17 protein-coding genes are annotated in these 22783 nt (G+C 45.8%); 5 read left to right on the forward strand and 12 right to left on the reverse strand.

The window, feature by feature from the left end:
- Positions 1-325 precede the first annotated feature (325 nt).
- Positions 326-1012 carry a hypothetical protein gene (locus NC99_RS14185; RefSeq protein ID WP_157624907.1) on the forward strand — a complete coding sequence of 229 codons (687 nt, stop codon included), beginning with the start codon at positions 326-328 and terminating at the stop codon, positions 1010-1012.
- Between the two features lie 353 nt (positions 1013-1365).
- A complete protein-coding gene (locus tag NC99_RS14195) occupies positions 1366-1653 on the forward strand; it encodes a hypothetical protein (RefSeq protein ID WP_053184867.1) in 288 nt (95 codons plus the stop codon).
- A gap of 292 nt (positions 1654-1945) precedes the next feature.
- On the opposite strand, the gene NC99_RS21935 is transcribed toward NC99_RS14195, so the two are convergent.
- The 10 genes from NC99_RS21935 to NC99_RS14245 all read right to left on the reverse strand — a co-directional run bounded on the left by NC99_RS21935 (position 1946) and on the right by NC99_RS14245 (position 16803).
- Complete coding sequence (locus NC99_RS21935) at positions 1946-2119, reverse strand: hypothetical protein (protein WP_157624909.1); 174 nt, start codon at positions 2117-2119, stop codon at positions 1946-1948.
- 3 nt (positions 2120-2122) lie between these two features.
- Positions 2123-3847: a hypothetical protein gene (locus NC99_RS14200; protein ID WP_053184870.1), complete on the reverse strand. Its 1725-nt coding sequence runs from the start codon at positions 3845-3847 to the stop codon at positions 2123-2125.
- The gene (locus tag NC99_RS14205; protein ID WP_053184873.1) at positions 3844-6306 is read right to left on the reverse strand and encodes a sensor histidine kinase; all 2463 of its coding nucleotides are present in this window, start codon (positions 6304-6306) and stop codon (positions 3844-3846) included. Before NC99_RS14205 ends, NC99_RS14200 begins: the two co-directional genes overlap by 4 nt.
- Positions 6307-6312: 6 nt before the next feature.
- Positions 6313-7644, reverse strand: coding sequence for a hypothetical protein (locus tag NC99_RS14210; RefSeq protein WP_053184876.1), 1332 nt, complete (start codon positions 7642-7644; stop codon positions 6313-6315).
- An 82-nt stretch (positions 7645-7726) separates the two neighbouring features.
- Positions 7727-8500, reverse strand: a complete 774-nt coding sequence (locus tag NC99_RS14215; RefSeq protein WP_053184879.1) for an HNH endonuclease — start codon at positions 8498-8500, stop codon at positions 7727-7729.
- A gap of 550 nt (positions 8501-9050) precedes the next feature.
- Positions 9051-12497 (reverse strand): efflux RND transporter permease subunit, encoded by a 3447-nt coding sequence (locus tag NC99_RS14225; RefSeq protein ID WP_053184885.1) that lies wholly within the window; start codon positions 12495-12497, stop codon positions 9051-9053.
- Positions 12498-12528: 31 nt separating this feature from the next.
- A complete protein-coding gene (locus NC99_RS14230; RefSeq protein WP_162231228.1) occupies positions 12529-13653 on the reverse strand; it encodes an efflux RND transporter periplasmic adaptor subunit in 1125 nt (374 codons plus the stop codon).
- Positions 13654-13695: 42 nt separating this feature from the next.
- Positions 13696-15042, reverse strand: coding sequence for a TolC family protein (locus NC99_RS14235; protein WP_053184892.1), 1347 nt, complete (start codon positions 15040-15042; stop codon positions 13696-13698).
- A complete protein-coding gene (locus NC99_RS14240) occupies positions 15032-15655 on the reverse strand; it encodes a TetR/AcrR family transcriptional regulator (RefSeq protein WP_053184895.1) in 624 nt (207 codons plus the stop codon). The genes NC99_RS14235 and NC99_RS14240 overlap by 11 nt, the downstream gene beginning before the upstream one ends.
- Before the next feature lie 479 nt (positions 15656-16134).
- Entirely contained in the window at positions 16135-16803 is a 669-nt protein-coding gene (locus NC99_RS14245; RefSeq protein ID WP_053184899.1) for a 2-C-methyl-D-erythritol 4-phosphate cytidylyltransferase, read from the reverse strand.
- Between the two features lie 279 nt (positions 16804-17082).
- Between NC99_RS14245 and NC99_RS14255 the strand changes: the two genes are divergently transcribed.
- Entirely contained in the window at positions 17083-17742 is a 660-nt protein-coding gene (locus NC99_RS14255; RefSeq protein WP_053184905.1) for a DUF2461 domain-containing protein, read from the forward strand.
- A gap of 181 nt (positions 17743-17923) precedes the next feature.
- Here the strand turns inward: NC99_RS14255 and NC99_RS14260 are convergent, their stop codons facing one another.
- Both NC99_RS14260 and NC99_RS14265 read right to left on the reverse strand, forming a co-directional pair.
- Complete coding sequence (locus NC99_RS14260) at positions 17924-19579, reverse strand: AMP-binding protein (RefSeq protein ID WP_053184908.1); 1656 nt, start codon at positions 19577-19579, stop codon at positions 17924-17926.
- Between the two features lie 23 nt (positions 19580-19602).
- Positions 19603-20499: an aldo/keto reductase gene (locus NC99_RS14265; RefSeq protein ID WP_204375015.1), complete on the reverse strand. Its 897-nt coding sequence runs from the start codon at positions 20497-20499 to the stop codon at positions 19603-19605.
- Positions 20500-20698: 199 nt separating this feature from the next.
- On the opposite strand from NC99_RS14265, the gene NC99_RS14270 reads away from it, so the two are divergent.
- Together NC99_RS14270 and NC99_RS14275 are read left to right on the forward strand one after the other, a co-directional pair.
- Positions 20699-21385, forward strand: a complete 687-nt coding sequence (locus tag NC99_RS14270; RefSeq protein ID WP_053184910.1) for a DUF5020 family protein — start codon at positions 20699-20701, stop codon at positions 21383-21385.
- A gap of 18 nt (positions 21386-21403) precedes the next feature.
- The gene (locus NC99_RS14275; RefSeq protein ID WP_053184912.1) at positions 21404-22693 is read left to right on the forward strand and encodes an NCS2 family permease; all 1290 of its coding nucleotides are present in this window, start codon (positions 21404-21406) and stop codon (positions 22691-22693) included.
- Positions 22694-22783: the final 90 nt, after the last annotated feature.

The raw sequence follows: 22783 nt of genomic DNA on the forward strand, positions 1-22783 counted from the left end.
TCATTTTTCAGCGTTCCTGCACCTATAAAAAAAAGATCGGCCATTGGCCGTTAGTGCTACTCTTTATGAGTATGGTTGAACATCTTGGAATTTGAGACTGATCACTGTCACTGCCGACTTCCTCCTCACCTTATCAATAATGATTCTATATTATGCTTTTCGATAAATATTTTGTTGGAACTATTAATCCATCTTTCGTAAATTGAACCATAAAATTGCGGAAAGTAAACCGCCGGCTGGTCATCAACCAATCCGGGTTCGAAGTCAGGAGCGGAAGAAGAGGCCGGCGGAACTGCCGCAATATAGAACTAAATTCTATGTTTTCATGAGTTATCAAGAAGATTTTGACGCATGGAAAGACCAAATTGAGAGTCTTCCATCCGATCAAGTCAAGCTACCCAATCAACCCATTGATGATTTTGTAGCAAGTACCGAAACCCTGGCTGTTGAAGCCAATGAAGACCGCGAGGCACTGGCTGCCGCCGGTATGGATGTGACCCTGATTGATGAACTGCGGCCCCTGAGTGGCGCCCTGCGCTATTGCCAGGCCGTGTGGATGAGTGAGTATCGTGCCCGCGAAGAAGCTCAAAAGGAATGGTTGGAGCAATCTCCGCAAGCGTATCAATTGCGGAATGAGCTTTTGCACCACCTGGCATTTGCCTATCGGCATCACAGCGAAGCGCTGCAAAAAGTAATGCGGATCCGCGAAGGAGCCACCCACGCCGATATGGTGCAGGATTTGGTTGATATCGCCCTGTTGGGTGAGAAGTATCCCGAGCCACTGACGGCCATTAATTTTGATATGGCTCTGCTGGAGCAATCGCGTACGGTGTCGCATGCCATGTCGGAGCTGCTGGCAGCCTCCAATGGAGCGGCAGGCGACAGCAGTGCCAACAAACAAATGCGGGATAAAGCATTCACCTTACTCGCCGAAAAGGCCCGAATTGTTCGTGATTATGGTCAATATGTCTTTTGGAAAGATGAAAACCAAAAGAAACGCTATTACGCTTGATTTTATTGGTCCCCGGGCAGCTAAGACCCTCCCCGGGGACCTTTAACCCTCCACAACGCCAACCGACCCTCCACAGCGAGAACAAAGCCGCCACAGCGAGAAGAATCTTATCCACAACGGGGGAAATGCCGCCACGACGGGAAAAATCTTATCCACAACGGAAAAAAAGCGTCCACAGCGCGAAAAATCTTGTCCACAGCGAAAAAAATGCCGCCACAGCGGAAAAAATCTTGTCCACAACGAAAAGAAAGCGTCCACAGTGCGAAAAATGCTATCCACAACGGAATGAAAGCCGCCACGACGGGAAAAATCTTGTCCACAGTCAGAAAAACGCCGATTGGAAATAGGTGGTCATGCCCAATCATTTTCATGCGATTGTCATTATTGGTGAAAACGATTACCGCGTCTCTACATCCGGCAAACCCGCGAATAAATTCGGGCCACAATCCAAAAATCTGGCATCGATCATTCGTGGGTTTAAATCGGCCGTTACCATGGGCGCCCGTAAAATCGATTCCGAATTTGCCTGGCCATCCCGGTTTCACAACCACATCATCCGCCATCCGAAATCGTTCCAGCGAATTTCAAACGATCCGCCAGCTGCCGGACCAACCCGGCCAACTGGACGGACGATCGATTGAATCCGGACAAGCAAAAACATGGACATGGGGAGAATGGGGGGTGTGGGGTGTGTAAGCGGGCAATAGAAGATTCTATGAAACGCACAAAAAATAATTTTAGGCCAGTGGGGTTTTGAACCCTTTGCATGATTCTCGGAAAGACCCTGAAACAAATTCAAAAGGATGCTCTGCAAGTGGGCACGGGGGTAGACTTTGAGGATTTGCATTGACAAAACAACCCTATTGCGTAACAGAATGCCCTGACTACTCAGAGACGGCCAGCGATCGGAAACGACCTTTCAAGTCGATCACGTCAAAGACCCAAAACCACTTTTTTAAGCTTTTTCTGTAGCTGAATGACAAAATCAATCCTGTCTTCCCTAAAGTTGCCAGATGGATATTTTTCGTAGTTCTCAAATTTCTGCTTTGTGTATTCAAGTGACTCCAAGATAAAATCAAGATCCTCTTTTTCAAGGTCTACTTTCATATATTATTTGTTTTTAGTGTAATCGTGATCAAATCCATTTCTCGATAAATACAGCATAAATTTCTGTAAGGCATCTGAAGCATAAGGTTCCTTTAACCTCCGTATTCTTCTGATATTGAAATTGAATTCGTCGTCTCTTCGGTTGTATGGTCTTTGAGGCAATCCTTTCAAGGATGTGTCAAGAGATATAACTGGCTTTAAAAATACTTCAAGCTGTCGAAGTTTTTTCACGTGCGTCAAAGCATCTTCGAGTTCACAAAGCTTATTTTTACAGTTTAAATAATGCTTTCTCAACTTCTTATATCTCAGTTGTAAAGGAAAATGAAAAAGTTCACTTTCAAGTTCTTCTTTCTTCAAATCTATTTTGCAAACTCCATCTGAATCAAAAATAGCTAAATCTAAAACATCCAGTCTCAAAGAGTAATTACGTGGAAATTTCACAAACAGATCTTTACATTCAATTTCAACATAGAGATGCGAATGCAATGGTCGTTCTTTTACAATCTCAACTATTGAAGCAACTTCAAAATCATGGTCTCTGCTTCCTTTTTTTCGGATAGAAATGTTACATGGCTGAACCAACAATATATATTGCTTCTTGCCTAACTGAAAGATATCTCCATTAGCTAGCGGATAATGTAAGAGATTAACGGTCTCTGAAGCATCGAATATTTCTTTATTTCTTAAATCAATAGCCTGCTCGCTCCATCTAACCTGCTCATTTTCTACAACAATCCTATCATAAGAACGAATTGTCGCTATCGAAGAATTAAACTTTGATCTTATTTTCGGATCCGTAATCGAATCTTTTAGTGACGAATCTTGGATTATACTTGAAACTCGAAATAGAGTATTCATCTCCCAAATACCTTCCTGAATCGAGGTTCTTTGAACGATATGGTTATATGTTTCTGGGGACATCTCCCTTATCTCCTTTATTACATTTCGCTGTGCGTTCTTTAGTATCTCGATTGACTGATCCTTTAATTTTTCAACCTCCTGAACAAGAATTACATTCTTAATTCCTTCGATAAAAGACCATTTGGGATCGGAACTAAATGATTCCTTCGAAATAGGATAGAACTTCGCTGCAATTTCGGGAGCGATGGTGTATGTGGTACACCATTCTTTTTTTTTATTAAATTCTTTCCCCACAGAGATGAGATGGGAAAAAACAGCGCAGCAAGTTTGTTCTATATAGTCGCCGGTATTGAGTGTTTCTAGTAGATAATATATTCCGTTTTTCTGCGGGTCTTTTAACTCCATGTCAAATAGACAAAGTACTCTATCGTTGGCATTCAATATCGTCGTCGAAAAGAAATTTTCCCTCTCTTTCTCCCATTGCTCTGGTGAAAATGTTTCAACATATTTTGGCATAAAAGATTTTAGACTGATAACCGGAGAAATATTGACGACATCATCATCTTTACCCTGGGCTTCATAAATCATTTTCATATGTTCATATTTGCTAAGAACATCTAGGTCCTCCCATATTTTTTCCAGCCCGCGATTAAAAATAGGATCAGGATCGCTCCAATTAACGAAGTCCAGACTAGGAGCACTCACTTTTTCTTTCTTCAAAAATTTCAAGTTTCCTATAAACTCCTCTTTTAGGTTTTCAATAGAAAAACGGTCATCGATGTATGCAATCTTTCTTATTCCCGCTTGCTCCAATAACTGGGCTAAAGCTGCTGTCGGATCATTTGCTGTTGTGATTGATGAGGTCATTTCTTAATCACGTTAGAAAGGTTAATTGTGAATTTATATCTACGCTTATTTTCATTTAAATCTGGTGCTAAACTTATTGTACAACCAATTGAATCCAACAATTGCTGGACAATAAATAATCCCAATCCTCGGCCGGTCGATTTTGGTTTCAATGTAACGAATGGTTCAAACAAACTTTCTTGTACATTTTTCGAAACACCAAAACCATTATCAAAAATATCCACCCATGGTTTCTGTATTACAATGGAGATTTGAGGTTTGAATTCAGGTTCATTCCGTTTTCTATCATTTAACCAGTATTCCGAATTAAGAATAATGTTATCGGTTACCTGAGTAAAAACGCCGCGGTTCATTTCAACTTCAAAATCATCTGTAATTATTAAATCAAATTCAATATTTTGCCGTTCAAACCGATTCTGAAAGAAATCTTCTTGAGATTTGAAGAAACTACTAACAAGAAAATTCTCTTTTTTATCACGAACATATTTCAATGCAGGATCAAGGTGCTTCAATTGAACTCTCAAACCTTTAATTGTAGACGTGATATACTCAAAGAAAACATACATATCCGAATTGGAAAGAGTGTTGTTCTCCAGTTTCTTTGAATAAAAGCTCGATTTTTCAGCCAATTGGTCTGAAATATTTTTGAACTCGTGACTAACCGTTTCTGCAGTTAGGCCAAGACCTGCTAATTCCGAAAAGTTATTAAGCTGTTCATCTAGGATCTCGATCTTGGATTTTAATACAGTTATTGCTTCGTCCAATACCTCCACCTGCTCAATGATCGGAAGTATCTCATTTAATGATATTTCAGCATTTTCTAATTGAAGAGACATTTTAGCAAAGTATTCTGCGTATTTCTTTTCTGTTTCGTTTGAGAATAGCGGCGATCGCTTAATCCTATTAGCTTCTTGTTGTATCTCTTTACGCGTTGTTGCTATGCTCACTTTGGCTACTTTCGCATTGTCTTTTACCAATTTAGCTTTATCTATTGGTTGTTGTAGCGCATTAAAAGATTGTGATATTGTCTGGATTTTTCTGTTCTTCGTACTGTGTTCCAGGATAAACTCATTGTAATTACGTCGAACAAAATTTAAGAATCGATTGCATTCATCTCTAATAAAGAAAGCCATGCTTTCAAAATTTCGAGAATAAGGATTAGAAACCAGCCCTTCCCGGTCGGTTTTGTCTTTCAAGTTGCCGTTTTCATATTCATCAATGGCAATGTAGCCGATTACGTTAGAAGGCCTCAAATAATAATATGAAGTCCCAGTTGTTTGAGCCTCTCTTAATCTTAACCAGTCGTTCCCATCTAATCCAAACGGTTTAACAGCAAATCCGTTCCTATAGATTTTAATCCCAATTTGCTGCTCTGCAAATTCCCTATAGTTTGAGAATGAGCTAAAAGCAGACTGAAATTTTTCTTCAGAATTAACCCAGCGATCAAAAGAGAATTCATGAATTTCACCTGTGAAATTCCCCGGATGGGCAATTCCTCCATCTGTAATTTCAAGTTTAGACAAATCGGAATGAAGTTCAAACTGTTTTGAAAACGATAAAAAGAAACTTCCCTCTTCCATTCTCTGAAGGTTGAAATCGTTTTTCTTAAGTTGCAAGAAATCTTGAAACTTTCTACCCCTGTCTGGTTCTATAAATTGGAAATATTCGTCTTTCCGTTGTCCGATTAACTTTTCAGGGCGGATTTTGCCAGTTATAAACAATAAATCGTTTTTTAAGTGGAAAGAAAAACATGAAAGTGCAATATCTCTGAGTGCGACGTTCTCTTCAAGCAAATCTATGCTTTCACCATTCACCTTTAAGAAAACTTCAAAAGGCTTATTATCTTGATATGGAGATATCATTTGAGATATCTGTCCTTTAAAAGTCTCTAAGTTTTTTCCTTTCCACACTTCAGCATCCTTAATATTGGAAAGAATTAACGTCGTTCCCTTCCTCTTTGAATCTAGCTCCTTATAATCAATAGGAATCTCACTTAACTTTATGTTTTTCTCAAAATCCTCCCAATTAAAGGCAATGTGAATTTGGTTTTTATTTTCTCTAGCAGTAAATATCTCACAGCATTTTGCTAAACGTTGAGTGCTTAATCTTCCAAGCCCCTTCTCTCCAAGTGGCGCTCTTCCCTTTGCTGTTTTTGCTTTAAGTAGTTTAAGGTTCCTTTTTGAAGAAGTAGAAATTATCAGCCATGCATTTCTGATAACTTGTAAATCCATGCCATCTCCATCATCTTCAACCAAAATATATCCTTTATGATCAGGATAGAAAAGAGAAGGATTTGAATATTTATTTGTAGTATCGATCTCAACTGAAACATAAGTCGCATCTGCATCATAGGCATTTTTAACAAGCTCCATTAGCGCTGTTATTTCATCTGTAACAAGTTCTTCCCCGAGCTGTTTTACTACGTGTGGATTTATATCAAAGCGTAAATTTTGTAGCATTTTGAATCAATAGGGTTTTCGGAAGATAAGGATTTTTTCTTTACTCATTGTTTTACTGATGTTATTACGACTAGGCATTCGCTTATATAATATTTCACGCTCAACATCCGAAATAAATTTTATCCCCTTACTTTCCATCAGCTCAATCAAGATCAAATCATTCCGGATCTCTCTACCTGCAACATGTCGATTCCCAATTGTCCAAATTAAATAGGCATTTAGACTCAGATTTTCGATAATGCGATCAAGCGATATCTCAAAATCATTTACAAATGCGATTGTTTTTGAGAGTTTCCTCTGATCTTCAGCAGGAAAGCTTTCGAAGAAATCTTTGAGTGCTTTGGTCTTTGCAAATAATTGTTCTTTATTGTTGATAACTTCTTTCTCAATTCTACCCCCTAGACTGACTCTATCGATCTCTTGAGTAGTTCTTAGAAAGTTATAATCAAGATCATCATCAATATCTTTTAAATTTATCCATTGCAAAGGCAAATAAGCATGTTGCCCATAAGTGACAGTTGTATGGTTATCGCCATAAGGAGGAGAAGATACGAGCAAATTGTATTTTAATGAGGTCTTGATCGATTGAGATGTGTCGCCCCAGCAGATACGGACGTTATTGGTGTAATAATTATCTTTTTTATATCCCTTGCTTGTTAGTTCTGCATCAAATCGAATTATGTCATCTAAGCTTCGCCTCGCGATTTTTCTGAATTCAGTAATTGGCGATATTCTTCTGTTCATAATCTCCAGTTGAGGCCTTTGGTGCAATTTATAGGTCGATGTTCTGTCATTGCTAGTGATTCTAACAGTTTCTGCTAGCGCAATCCAAAAGAATTGTCGCAAATCTAAATCTTCGAACGACTGAATCACTCGCCTAATTTTTGATAGCTCAATTTGAGTTTGTACAGTAAACCACTTATTGATGTTTGGGAAATTCACTTCCACTTTGTTTGATGAGTCTTCATCGATTCTCTTTGTGAATATCGACACCCCTTCATTAAGCTTTGCCAAATGAAATACTTTAGTTTTAACTTTGGATAGAAGTACCGCCAAAGGATTTATATCTTGACCAAAGCAATTCAATCCGTATTTCATCGCAATTATAATACTTGTTGCAGACCCCATGAATGGATCCATCATTAAGGCATCAGAGGGAAGAAATCTTCTTATTGCTCCTACAACAGCTTCTTGGCTCATTGGAACCATCATGGCGGGATATTGAAATAATCTATGAACGTTGTCTGCCCTGCAATTCCTGGATGCATTTAGCTGATCCTGATCAATTTGTTTAATACAATTTAAGATTTCAAAGTCAAGGTTGCCAGAACTCATCATGGATAAATATATAATTGATCAAAAGTAATCAAAAATGCTTAACAGTAAATTTTCAAACGGCTAAAATACTTTTACCATCAAATCACTGGCAAACATACATCCGATGCCATTCCAAAAAATCGGGGTGGGGTAAATACTTGGCCGGTTTGATTAATGGTTTCCCTTCGAACTGCTGAAACCATTGTTGGTAATAGGATCGGGTACAATAATCCTTTGTGCTTGGCGCCAGAACGAGTTTGTACTTTTCATCAAATGAAATCAAACCTCTATCGAAAGCCCTGTCAAAATGGGCACTCAAGCAAATCCCGTTGGACGGATTGAGCCGTTCTTCTTTGTTTTCGGCCCAAGGAATAATATGGCTGGCAATCAACAGTTCGGGCATGTCGATTCCGGTAACAGCGCATTTTCCGGTATAGTTAGCCAGCACAATCTGCCGAAAAACCGATTGGTTCACGCGCACTTTTACTTCGCGGACTTTGGTTTCGCCTTTTAAGTTTTCCGTACCGGTCAACAACTCGGCATACTTGGTTTCAATTTCCTGGTGCTCTAACTCAGCCAAAATCCGTTCGCTTTCAAACAGCAATTCTTCCTTATTGTGGATAAACTCATCCCAAATGGGTTGCACCTGTCGGATACCCCCTGTTAATCCCCGGACTCCACGTTCCTGGTGGTAAGGGTCAACACTGGCAAAGTTGCTTAGCCGCATGGACATGGCGCTCGGTGTGCGCCCAACAAGTTCAGCCAAATGAATGATCTCAGGTGTTCGGTGATGCAATTTCCCAAAAGGCAAACGTAAGTACAGGTTCAAGGCGAGGATCAGTTCTTCGCGGGTCCAAAGTCGTCGTTCGGTGGGCATAAGTTCGGTTATTTTTTGCCTGACTAATGTAGTAAACAAAACTTAGATGGCCAATACGGTTTCATTCGTGCATCGTGCACATCCATGCAACAAAGATAGGGAGTTTTAGCGGGCGGATTGGGGCGGGACTGACCACCTCCTTCCCGAAGCGAGTTCGGGACAGGCTCTTGGAAAGGACAACCACCTCCCCCGTGGAAAGGACGAACCACCTCCCCCTCGCGTTGCTCGGGTACTCCTTCCGTCAGAGGCCGGACAGGCTCTTGAAAAGGAGGAGAAATGCTCAACTTGCGGGGGTTTGCTGTTGATAGCAAGCAGTATGTCACTGGCCAAAATTCTCCTCCTTACAAAGAGCCCTTCCTTCCCCGAGTACTCGGGGAAGGAAGGAGTACTCCCGGTTTACCGGGAGGGAGGTGGTTGGGAGTATTTCTTCTTCATCAACTTGGTGGCTTGGTGTTAAAAAAAGATTCAAGCTGTACGATTCAATCAAAAAAAATTGAGCGCCCCACTTGTTGTGAGACGCTCAATGATCAGGCGTTAGGAAACGCTTGACTTAACTTTTGGCTTCCCCGATTTCGGCCTGGGGCTGGTTTTCTTCGGGAAGCATGCCTGTCCACTTTTTGATGCGGTAGTTGATGCGGATGGTGAGCATATACATCACCGGTGCAATGAGCAGGGTGAGGAAGGTGGCAAAGCTCAATCCGAAGATCACCGTCCACGACATGGGCCCCCAAAAGGCGACACTCTCGCCACCCAAGGAAAAGTCGGGGTCGAAATGGGTGTACAGCGTAATGAAGTCGAAGTTGAAGCCCACCGCCAGTGGCACCAGTCCGAGCACGGTGGTAATGGCCGTGAGCAACACGGGCCGCAGCCTGGTTTTTCCGGCAATGACCAAACATTCAATTTCTTCTTTGACCGGCAGGAAAGCCCCTTCGCTGTAGTTCAGCTCATCGCGCCGCCGCTTGCGCATCAGGTCGATGTAGTCGATGAGCACAATGCCGTTGTTCACCACAATACCCGCCAGGGAGATGATCCCGATTCCGGTCATGATGATGACAAACTCCATTTTGAAGATGGCCAATCCGAGGAACACCCCGATGGTGCTAAACAGCACGGTGATCATGATGATCATGGGCCGGATGAAGGAGTTGAACTGGGTCACCATGATCAGGCCAATGAGGGCCACGGCTACCAGCAAGGCAAAGAGGAGGAAGTCGCTGCTTTCGTCCTGCTCCTGTTGTTCGCCGGTAAAGGCATAGTCGTAACCGCCGGGCATTTCGTAGCTGGCCAGCACCTGCCGGATTCGGGCATTCACCTCGTTGGCGTTGAAACCTTCGGTGACATTGGAGCTGATGGTGAGCACCCGCTTGTGGTCAATGCGGTTCACCTTGTCGTAGGTGGACGAGTACTCAAAGTCGGCCAAGGCCGAAATGGGAATGCTATTGCCTTCCACCATCAGCTTTTGGTTCATCAGGGTCGACACGTCGTTGCGGTATTCTTCTTTCAGGCGAATGAAGATATCGTACTCATCTTCGCCGTCTTTAAAATCGCCCACATCGTAGCCATACAGCGAATTACGCAGGGCCATGGCGATTTCCTGGGTCGACAGTTCGTAGCGGCGGGCCTTGTCGCGGTCCACCTTCACCAGCATTTCGGGCTGGTTCACATTGATGTCCAGCTTCAGTTCTTCCAATCCGGGAATGTTGTCGCGGTTGATCCGGTTCATGAAGTCGTCGGTAATCTTGATGAGTTGTTCAAAGTCGTCGCCACTCACCTCAATGTTCACATCGGCACCCACCGGCGGCCCGTTCTCTTCTTGTTCAACAAAGATTTTTGCACCCACAAAACCCCGCAGGTTGCCCGACAGCTCCCGCATAATTTCGGCCGTGTTGATGCCATCGCGCAGCTTAAACTCCACAAACGAAATGGAGGTGAGCGATTTGTTGGGGCTCTGGTCGTTCTCGAACATGCCGCCTTTGCCGTTGCCCACCGAGGTGGTGACCGACTTGACAATGGACTGGTAAGGTTCGAGGGTCCGGTTGATGATATCTTCTACCTGGCGCGACACCACATCGGTGCGGTCGATGGAGGTTCCCAAAGGCAGCTCCATGGTGACATAGATGGTTTGCGGGTCGGTGCTTGGGAAAAACACCACGCTGGGTTGGCGCACCCCGTAAAACCAAATGGACACGACGAGCAGCAGGAAGGTACCGCCAAAATAAAGGATGGGCTTCCAGCCGGTGAGTGCACTGCGCAACTGGCGTTCGTAAAAGTTTTCGAGCCACACCAAAAAACGGGTTTGAAACCAGCGTGCCCACGGGCGAAACACCAGCACATTGAGCACCATGAGCAGGGCCACCGTCATGATGAGGTTACCCAGCAAATAGATTTTGGCCAGGTAAAACACCGCGGCAATCGCGGTGAGGATGACGGCGTGCTTCACCGTTTTTTTCCAATCCACCTTTCTGCGGATATCATCAATTTTCATGAACCGCGCAATGAATGGCGGGTTGAGCACCAGGGCAACAAACAGCGACGAGGCCAGCACCACAATCAGGGTTTGTGGCAGGATGCCCATAAATTCGCCCACAATGCCTTCCCAGAACATGAGGGGCACAAAGGCCGCCAGGGTGGTCAGGGTGGAGGAAATGATGGGATAGGCAATTTCGCTCACCCCTTTTTTGGTGGCACTTAGCGTGGAATAGCCCAGCCCATGCAGGCGGTACACGTTTTCGACCACCACAATGGCGTTGTCCACCAACATCCCCAGGGCCAGAATCAATCCGTACAGCACCATGGAGTTCAGGGTGATGCCCATCTGGTCGAGAATGACAAAAGAGATGAACATGGACATGGGAATGGCCAGTCCCGAGAACAGGGCATTGCGGAAACCCAAGAAGAGGAACAGCACAAAAATCACCAGGATCATCCCCATGATGATGCTGTTTTCGAGGGTGGCAATGTCGTTTTTGATGTAGGTTGACATGTCGTCGGTGACAATGATCTCGAGGTTGCGTGGCAAATAGCCCTGCTCCACCTGCTCATCCAATATGTTTCGGATTTTGGCGGTGGCATCCAGAATGTTGGCGCCACTCTTTTTCACCAGTGCCAGGGTCACCACCGGCCGGTTGTCGAGCCGCGAAATGGTTGACTTTTCCTTGTATCCATCCACCACATCGGCCACCTCGCGCACATACACCGGCTTACCCTCATTCAGTTTGATAATGGTGTTGCGAATCTGGTCCATGTTGGTGTAGTCGGCTTCGGTACGCACCACACGTCGCGTTTGGTCGGCTGTAAATTCACCGGCGCCAATGGTCACATTCTCCATTTGCAGGGCCAGGGCGATGTCATCGTAGGTGATGCCACGCGCTTCCATCTTGTATGGATCAACATTGACCTGTATTTCGCGGTCGTCGATTCCCCGGATATTGGCTTCCGAAATTTCGGGCAGGCTTTCAAACTCATCCTGCAAGATTTCGGCATACTTCTTCAGATCGCGCATGCTGAAATCGCCCGAGATGTTGACATTCAGAATGGGGAACTCCGAGAAGTCGAGGTCCATCACCAGCGGATCGTCTTCCAGGTCGCCGGGCAGGTCGGAGCGGGCCTTGTCCACATTGTCCTTGGTGTCCTGCAAAGCCTGCTTGATCTCCACATCGGTATTGAACTCCACCACAATGGTGCTCACATCCTGGTACGAAGCCGAGGACACTTGCTTGACCCCGTCCATCCCTTTCAGTTCCTTTTCAATGGGCCGGGTAATCAGGTTTTCAATATCCACCGGCGAGTTACCGGGATAGATCGTTTGGATAAAAACATAGGGAACGGCAATTTCCGGAAACGACTCCCGGGGCATTTGAACGTAGGAAAACAATCCGAACACCACCAGCATACCGGTGAGGATGTAGATGGTAATCTTGTTTTTAAGCGCCAGGTAGGCCGGTCCAAACTTCCGCGTAATGTGTTGCGAGTTATCGTGTACTTTTTCTTTCTTCATGCTTATGGGTTTTTACAGCGATCCAGGCTGTTCATGAATTGATATGCACCACGGTTCCGTCAATGACCTGGCTAAATCCTTCGGAAACGACTTTCATGCCGGCTTCCAGGCCTTGCGTCACTTCGGTGCGGTTGTTGTCGGACACGCCGGTCTGCACATAGACTTTCCGCGCGACCTGGCTGTTCCCCTCGGCCTCAACCACAAAGGTGTATTTCCCTTTGAAGTCTTCCTTGATGAGGATGGAAGGAATGACGATGGCCTCTTCAGCCACGTAATCGCGAAGCTTCACCACCGCATCGAGGTTGGGCTTAATCAGGTTGTCCTTATTTTGAAGGTCGAGGCGGATGCGGAATGTCCGGTTGTTGGGATCGATAAAATTACCAATCATCAGGATTTTGGTGGTGTGGGTTTTGCCAATGGCCGGGAAGTACACCTGCACTTCATCGCCCTGCTCAATCTTGGTGAGGTACGACTCGGCCACATCGGCATACACCTTGATCTTTTGAATGTTCACCAACTTGGCAAAGGGCACCTGGGGACTGGCAATCTGTCCCTGCTTCTGGTAAATCACGTCAATCACTCCATCCACCGGAGCCACAATGCTCGACATGCTTCTTTGGGCTTTCAGTCCTTCCAGTTGCTGCTCCAACGAGTTCATGGTCGATTTGGCTTGCAGGTACTGCAACTCCGAACCAATGTTTTGGTCCCACAAATTTTTCTGACGCTCGTAGGTGGTGCGGGCCATCTCCAGGTTGATTTCCACTTCATCGATGGTCCGTTCAATGGGTTCGGCATTCAGGGTCGCCAAGACCGTTCCTTTCGAAACGCGCTGTCCTTCCTTCACCTTGATGTCCAGAATCTGTCCGGAACCTTCGGGGCTGACATTCACTTCCTGGTCGGCTTCCACGCTGCCGCTCACTTCAATAAAATGCTCAAACTTTTGAGGTTGAAGTTCGGTAAGCACCACTTCAACTTTATCTTCTTCGGTGGTGGCTTTCAGCTCTTTTTCAAGCTCGGCTATTTTCACCTCCAGCTCGTGCAGTTGCTGCTTGTATTCCACCAGCTGGGCTTGTTTTTCCTGGCTCTCATTACCGGCGTTACCAGCAGCACAGGAAGCCAAAAGGACAACAACCAAAAGGCCTGCGAGCTGATGCATCAATTTTTTGTTTTTAACGATTCGGTTCATCTTGTTTCTTGTTTAAAGTTTTCCAATTGCTTTGTCTAGGGTAATCTTCGAGTTCAGGAGTTGAATGACGGAGGCCACCCAGGCTCCCTGCGCCTCAATGTACTGGGTTTCGGTTTGCGAAAGCTCTACACTGCTACTGATCCCGTTGTTGTACTTGATGGTTGTCTTGTCGTAAATCTTCCGGGCCAGTTGTTTGTTGTCCACATCGTTTTTGAGTTGATCCACGGCACTTTCAATGTCGGCCACTGCCGTCAGGTAATCTTTCTGCAAGGTTTGCTCGGCCAGTTTCTGATCGTTTTCCGCTTGCTGGTAGGCAAACTGCGCCTGCTTCACAATGGCCCGTTGCTGGCCTGCCGTGAAAATGGGCACCGTCAGGTTGAAACCCACCATGGATGATTTGAACCAGGGCACACTGCTTTTAAACAAGTTGGCGCTGTTGCCGTAAGCTGTTTTCGACCAGTTGTAAAACCCACTCAGCTTGGGCAAATAAGCCGATTGGGCCAGCTTATACTCCTTCATCGACAATTGCCGCTGGGTATCCAGCATCCGAAAATCGATGTGCGAGGCATAGTCGAATCCGCCAACCGGCTCTTCCTCCTGCAGCAGCGGATCGAGAAATTCATTGAGCGACTCGCTGAGCGCGATCGTTTCTTCCACATCCACGCCCATGGCGTATTTCAACACCATGCGGGCCACGCGGATTTCGCGCTCGGCCTTCAGGATTTCATTCTCGGCCTTCTGAACCAACAGGCGCATTTGATCCACATCCTGCTCTTCGGAAAAGCCATTTTCATACATGGCGCGGGTGTCGTGCTCCAGCTTTTGCGAGTTCTGCAGGTTCTCTTTCATCACCTTCAGGTTTTCCTCGGCGGCCAGCACCATAAAGTAAGATTGAGCCACGGCATGCTTAATCTCAATTTCTGTTTTCTCTTTGGTCTGCGAAGCCATCTGCAGGTAGATTTTGGCCGACCCGACACCCACAATGTAGGAGCCATCAAAAATCAACTGGTCAACGGTAAATCCAAAGTCGGAGTTGTAATCCTGCCCAAACTTCACGGGGATGTAAGTTCCGGCTTCTTCGCCAAAAAACTCTCCGGGGATGAGCGATACGGGCAGATTTAAAAACTTGGTGTAATTGGCGCTCCCCGAAATTTGCGGCAAACCCATGGCAATGGTTTCCCACACTTTCTTTTGAGCAGCAGAAACATCAAGCCCGCTGTTTTGGATGACATAGGAGTGCTTCAACGCATAAGCCTGGGCTTCGGCCAAAGTAAACTTCAGATCGTCCTGAGCTTTTAAACCGCTTGCCAGTAAAAAAAATAAAAGCAAGGTCGTGAGCTGTTTCGTCTTAGTTTTCATTCTGAACATTGTTTAATTGTTGTTTATAGTATTTCAAGCCTTCTTCTGTACAAACGCCATGAAAGTGGTAATCCATCAACAGGTCGAACAATCGCATATCCCGCACTTCCTCTTCCGAAAAAACCTCATTGTCGGGATTGAGCACAAATAAAAAGCGCCCTACCACAAGGCGCGCCATCACGTCACTATCTATTTCTTCGCGAAACAAACCTTCCGCTTTTCCCTGGTCCATGATGGCCACATTATCCAGGTAGATTCGTTTCCGCTTATAGGCCCTTATTTTGCGATACACTTCGGGATAACTTTTCTTCAGATCGTACTCCATGTTGTTGTGAACGATCTTCAGCATTTCGCTGATGTGCTTCCGGATCCAAAAGATCTTGTCGATGGCATTCAGCGATTGGCCTTCCTGACAATGAAACGCTTCATCTTTCATTAAGAACGCATCGACCACCGCATCCACCAAATCCGCTTTATCCTTGAAATACAGATAAAGGGTTTTTTTCGAAATCCCCAGCTCTGCGGCAACATCATCCATGGTTACACTTCGTATGCCATGCCTCATGTACAGCTGCCCCACCTGCCCCAATATCTGTGCTTTTTTCTCTTCCATAATCCTTGCAAAGGTAGGATGCCACTTTCATCGGAAACTATAATTCCGCGAAAAGTTTCCTTGGTTTACGAAGAATTAACATAGCGCCATGAAGATTGTTTCCAATTTCGGACACAAAACTATTTTATTACCCAAAGTTTCCCGGATAAGAATCGGTGAACAAAGAAATAAGTCGAGGAATGGCGATAATCGGTTTGCGGAATGCGTCGGATTTTATAGGGTGAATTTGATAGCCGGCGAAAGGCATCTGCTAACGGATACGAATTGATTCGAAAGCGTATGGGCTAAAGCCCTCTGGTGTCATGTGGTGTTTTGCCCGCGGACAAATCCTGGGCTTAGTGATGGTGCTCATCATCTTTGTCCCGCTAACTTTGCTGCGACACAATTCAGTATGCCCGCCCTTCAGTGCAGGGCCGTTACAACAAATCAAGCCGGGCTTTAGCCCAAAACTTCTTCGCCGCCAGATTCCCGGAACTTGATTACTCCAGGTTTAAAAGCGCTTCGGCCACACGGAGGTCCATGGGATTGGTGATTTTGATGTTTTCGGGGTTTCCATCCACCAGATGAATGGCGATTCCAGCCGCTTCGCAAACCGAGGCATCGTCGGTAAAAAAATCGGACTCCCTTTGTTCGTAGGCTTTTTTTATCAATTCGGTTTGAAAAGTTTGCGGGGTTTGCACCAGTCGGAACCGGCTCCGGTCCACATGCTGGCTCGCCTGACCGGTCAACTGCCGAAGCGACTCCACCACCGGCGAAACCGGCAGGGCATTTCCTTTTTCCTGCGCCGTTTGCAAACAATGCTGCAAGGTTTGGGCCGACACCAGGGGCCGAACCCCATCGTGAATAAAGACGATTCCGCTGCCGCTGATGGCATCCAATCCGTTTTTAACCGACTGAAAGCGGGTTTCTCCGCCGCTCACCAGCCTGATTTTACCGGTGAGCTGAAACTGCCGGCGAATTTGTTCCCAACGCTCCAGTTGCGACGCCGGCAAAACAAGCACCACGTCCATTTCGGGATCAAAATCCAAAAAACGCTGGATGGTCCACACCAAAATGGGTTTTCCGGCCAATTCTATAAATTGTTTGGGAAGCTCCGCCCCCATTCGCGAGCCCACTCCTCCGGCAACAATTAAAGCAAACTTTTTCATCCATCAGCATGTTTAGGTCCTGAGCCGCAATGACGGATTGTTCGCAAGGCAATCAACAGCAACAAGCAGTTCACGACGTCAGGAAGCAAAAATAGCATTCCATTTTTTAATTCCTGTTGATTCCGCAAAACAATCGTTTTAAGGTCACCGACCTTTTTATTACTTTCGGTTGCGCTGCTATCACAAATTGTTAAAGACTCGAAACATGACACGAAATGATTCGCAGTACCTATCTTTACCTTGAAATTGAAAACAAACCCGCATAAAACAACACCGCCCATGAAAGTATTATTCGATTTTTTGAAGGAACTTCGCGAAAACAATAACCGCGAATGGTTTAATGAAAACAAGCAAGGCTACGAAGCCAGCAAAGAGCAGATCCTTTTTTTTACGGAGTTGATGATCCAGGAAATTCATAAGTTTGATGCCGATGTTCCGCTCATCGATCCGAAAGATTGCCTCTTCCGAATTTTCCGGGATGTGCGCTTTTCGCACGACAAATCGCCGTACAAAACCCACTTCGGAAGTTTCATCGCCAAAGGAGGCCGCAAGAGCGACCGGGCCGGCTATTACATTCACCTGGAACCCGGAAACTCATTTTTGGGCGGCGGTGTGTGGCATCCGGAAGCGGCTCCGCTCAAAGCCATTCGAACCGAAATCCTGGATCACCCGGAAGCTCTGAAAGCCGTACTTGATGATGAAAAATTCAAAAAATACTATCCGTCCATCGAAGGTGAAAAGCTGAAAACGGCCCCCAAAGGATTTCCAAAAGATTTTGAGCAGGTGGATTTGCTGCGCTACAAATCGTACGCCTTCGGTTTTCAGGTCGAGGATCAAACTGTTTTGGGTGATGATTTTGTCAGTCTCGCGGTTGATGCTTTTCGGGAACTTTCGAAGGCAAACCGCTTTTTGAACGACGCCTTGGACAAATGGTGTTGAACAATATCTAATCGTTCGTCGGAGTTATAGGGTGTTTTAGGCCCCAAAATGATCAGTTCATATCTTTTTTTCAAAAAGGGGGTTACCTATTGGTTCCATTCTGAATAAACCTATAGGTAGTTTCTTCCCAATCAACCCATTTTAAAAAAAGAAAGCCGGACAATCGTTCCGGCTTTCTTTTTTATTTGGTGTACAAGTATCGTTTTATATTTCGCTTGGGCGTTTTCTCAAACTCCTGGTCCACGAGTTCGATTCGTGCCAGCTGGCTGTATTTTGGAAGTTCGCGGTTGGCGTGCACCCGGTTTTCTTCCATCAGTTTGGCCACATGAGCCCGATCGAGTTTCTCAGCCTCAACGATTTCGGAGTCAGGAAAAACCAGGGCTACCAGCTTTCCTTCGCGTTCAATCACCACGTTTTCCAGTATTCCTGGCAAATTCGACAACTTGGCTTCAATCTCTTCCGGATAAATATTTTGCCCCGAAGGCCCCAGCAGCATGTTCTTGCTCCGACCTTTAATGTAGATGTAGTTTTGTGAATCGATCAGCCCCAGATCGCCGGTTTTCAGCCAGCCATCGGCGGTAAAAGCTTGCTGTGTGGCCTCCTCATTCTTATAATAGCCCTGCATCACATGGATTCCTTTCACCTGAATCTCGCCCACTTGCCGGTAAGGATCGCTGGAGTCAATACGTACCTGCATGCGGTCGACCAACCTGCCGGCTGACGAAGGTTGGGTAGTATTCCACGCATCATACGAAATAAGCGGCCCACATTCGGTCATCCCATAGCCAATGGTAAACGGAAAGTTGATTTTCCGAAAGAATTCTTCCACCTCATGACTCAGCGGTGCGCCGCCAATCACGATTTCATGAAAACGCCCGCCAAAGGTTTCGACAAGCTTTTCCTTCACCTTTTTATGCAACACCCCTGAAATGCCCGGAACCTTCAGCAGAAATTTCATCAGGGGTTTCTCCAGGTTGGGCAGAATCCGTTTCTTATAAATTTTTTCGATGACCAGGGGCACCGACAAAATCAGATGGGGTTGAATTTCCCCAAATGCTTTCAGAATCACTTGCGGCGTAGGTGTTTTGCTCAAGAAAGTTATGTGACAGCCAACAGAGGCGGGAAACAAAAACTCGAACAACAAGCCAAAAACATGAGCCATCGGTAAAAACGACACAATTTTGTTGCCGGTGGTCAAAGGCATGTGCTCGCGCGCATAAATCAGGTTCGACAGCAAACTTGCCGCCGGAAGCATCACGCCTTTGGTAAAGCCAGAAGTTCCGCTGGTGTATGAAATCACACACAATTCTTCCTCGCCCAGCTCTTCCAGGTCGAAGTTCTCGGGAAGAATCAGATCGACAGCGCCCGCTTTTAAGTGCTGCTCCCAGGCCGGAAAACAGGCTGCATCCTGATCAAACAGCAGGCTGAAGGCCGTGAGGCTAATCACCGCCTGAAGCTGCGGCATTTCTGCAACATCCAGCTTTTCAAACAGCTGGTCGGCAGCAAACAAAAGTTTTGATCCGGAGTGCTTCACAATGTGGTGCACATCAGCCGGGTTAAAATCGGGAAGCACCGGCACCGCGATAGCGCCGTAGCCAATGGTGGCTAAAAAAGAAATGGCCCAGTTAGCCGAATTTCGACCCAACAAGGCTACTTTATCTCCTTTTTGAATTCCACATTCCTTGAAAAACAAATGGATTTGATGAATTTTCTGAGCGACTTCGCCGTAATGATAAGTTGACCCGCCATAGTCTGAAAACATGGGCAAGTCCCAATGCTGCAGCAGCGATTCCTTATAAAGCCCAATCAGACTTTGCGGCGCTAATGTTTGGTTCATATTTCTATTTCTCAATGATTCCTTCAGCCGGAAATATCTTTTGTGATTCGTGCAATCCGCTCCACGGCATCGTCAACATAAGCTGTTTTTTCCATGCCGATGGTCATCGTATGCACATTTCCACTTTCCCAGGCAAATCTAAGGGATTTTTCACGAACTTCCTCCTGGGTCAAATTGCCGCCGCCAAAAATCTTCATGCCAATCACCCCTTTGCCCGCATCCTTCGCTGTTTTCAGAAGCTTCATAATCTCCTCAGGCGTTCCGTCCATCCGCACCTGATCGGGATTAATCCGGGCCAGGATGACATCGACCCAGGGATCAACCACGGCCGCTTTCATGGCGTCGATGTTGTGGCACGACACGCCCACCAGCTTGACCTCGCCTTTTTGTTTGGCTTCGGAAAGCTGCTCACGAAACGAAGCTTTTTCGGTCACCCAGTTGCCATTCATCAGGCAGTGCAGCAACACGATGTCAAAATATTCGGCACCCAGTTCCTTTTTAAAGCGATCGAGGGTTTGCTGAACCGGCACCACTTTGTTCCAGTTGTTGTCCTCGGTCCAAATTTTGGTCATCAGCTGAAAATTGTCGCGTGGCACTTCTTTAAACAGCTCGCGCACAAAGGTGTGGGTGCCATACGAATCGGCCGTATCAATAAAAGTTACCCCGCGGTCGTAAGCATGGCGCGACACTTTTTTGAAGGCATCCATGCCTCCGCGGGTCAGCACCGACTCGTGCGCCCAGCCGTTGGTTCCGCAGCCAAAAGCCAGCTGCGACACGTTCAGGCCTGTTTCGCCAAGCTTCACCTGGCCGATCGTCCCATCGGCAGGGCCGGCAAAACCAGTAAAGGCAAGACCTGCCGAAACGGCTGAGACTCCGGCAATTCCTTTTCGAACAAATTCGCGACGATTAATCTTTTTCATTTTACCAATATCTTTAAAGGTTATCTATAAAAACCTCTGACTTTCAAATCATTTCCAAATCAGACAAAATCATCCTCAATATATTGTAATTGAGTGGGAATACAAAATCCTGCTTGTTAAGAAGTTTAAACGGTTTGCCATAGCTGTTTTTTATTATTTTAGCGCTTTCTTTTAAATGAAAACTTAAGATAAAACCGAAATGAAGAAATTTTTACTGGCTCTTTTTGTGAGCGTTGTTGCGTTGGGCGCTACCGCTCAGAATGTTCAGCTACATTATGACCTGGGAGAAACCCGAAAATTGGTCACAACAACGGTTGAAATGTTCCGTCCTGACAAGTACGGTTCAACCTTTTTCTTTGTTGACATGGACTACAGCTCGGACGAACGAAATGTAGACAATGGTCTTTCTCTTGCTTACTGGGAAATTGCCCGTGCCTTTAAGTGGACAGAAAACCAAAAATTCATGCCTCGTGTGGAATTTAACGGTGGCGTATTGAAGCTCGACGGTGTTGGTACTCCATTCATTCCCATTGGAAACTGCTGGCTGGCTGGGGTTGAACGCACTTGGGCATCGGCCGACTTCTCAAAAATCCTGACTTTACAGGCGAATTACAAACACATTAAAGACAAAGAAGATGCAGCCTTCCAGTTAACTGCTGTCTGGACCATTCAAATGCTGCAAAATAAATTGACCTTCACTGGTTTTGCCGATTTCTGGAAAGAAGAAATGTTTTGGGGAACCGACTATCGCTTTTTAACAGAGCCACAACTGTGGTATAACGTGTGCCCGAATTTCTCATTCGGTACCGAGCTTGAGCTCAGCAATAATTTCGCTAAAGACGGATTCCAATTCAATCCTACGGTTGCTGCCAAGTGGACCTTTTAATCTAAAACTTCCACAAACATGAAACGTTTTTTCAAACTCGATGAAAACCACACCACCGTAAAAACGGAAGTTTTAGCGGGAATCACGACCTTCATGACGATGGCCTACATTCTGGCGGTTAACCCCAGCATTTTGAGCGCCACCGGCATGGATAAAAACGCCCTGTTTACAGCCACAGCCCTGTCGGCCTTGGTGGCTACTTTGGTCATGGCCCTGGTGGCCCGCCTCCCTTTTGCCCTGGCTCCCGGAATGGGACTGAACGCCTTCTTTGCCTTCACCGTGGTGTTGGGCATGGGCTACAGCTGGCAATTTGCACTGACCGCCGTGTTCCTGGAAGGAATCATTTTCCTGATTCTGACCGCTTTCAACATCCGTGAGCTCATTGTCAACGCCATCCCCATGTCGATGAAACATGCGGTGTCGGCTGGTATCGGGCTGTTTATTGCCTTTATTGGCTTGCAGGGTGCTGGTGTCATTGTCAACAACGATGCCGTATTGGTTGGCCTGGGCGACATGGGTTCACCCAGCGTTTTGATTGCCTTGTTTGGCGTATTGCTGATCGGCATTCTGCTGGCTTTAAAAGTGAAAGGTGCTTTGTTGATCGGTATTTTTGCGGCAACGGTTGCCGGAATCCCTTTTGGGGTGACCAACTTGCCCGAAGGACATTTGGTTTCATTACCACCTTCAGTTGAGCCCATTTTCTTCAAATTCGATTTCCACCAGATTTTCACCATCGACATGCTGATCGTGCTGTTCACCTTCCTGTTTGTCGATATGTTCGACACAGTTGGTACGCTGGTTGGTGTTTCGTCGAAAGCGGACATGCTAACCGAAGATGGCAAAGTGCCACGCGCCAAGCAAGCCCTGTTTGCCGACGCTATTGGAACAACCTTTGGTGCCATGCTGGGAACCAGCACCGTGACCACTTATGTGGAAAGTGCCTCGGGTGTTGCTGAAGGCGGACGTACCGGATTGACTTCGCTGACCGTAGCAGGTTTGTTCCTGGTAGCCTTGTTCTTTGCTCCGCTGTTTATCATGATTCCGGGAGCTGCAACGGCACCGGCGCTGATTATTGTTGGTTTGTTCATGTTGACGCCCATTCTGAAAATTGATATGGATGACTTCACCGAGTCCATTCCGGCCTTTTTCACCATCATCATGATGCCATTGGCTTACAGCATTGCCGAAGGAATCGTGTTCGGGATGTTGGCCTACGTCATCCTAAAACTGCTGACCGGAAAACACAAAGAAGTTTCGTTGGTGATGTATGTACTGGCTTTGCTGTTTATTGTGAAGTTTATCGTCTAGACGAAGTTTACCAAAATCATAAAAAAAGCTCCATGAATCGTGGGGCTTTTTTGTTGAATGGAGTCCATCCCGGGTGGCGCAGATTCCGAT

The sequence above is a fragment of the Sunxiuqinia dokdonensis genome, from assembly GCF_001270965.1.
Classification (GTDB): domain Bacteria; phylum Bacteroidota; class Bacteroidia; order Bacteroidales; family Prolixibacteraceae; genus Sunxiuqinia; species Sunxiuqinia dokdonensis.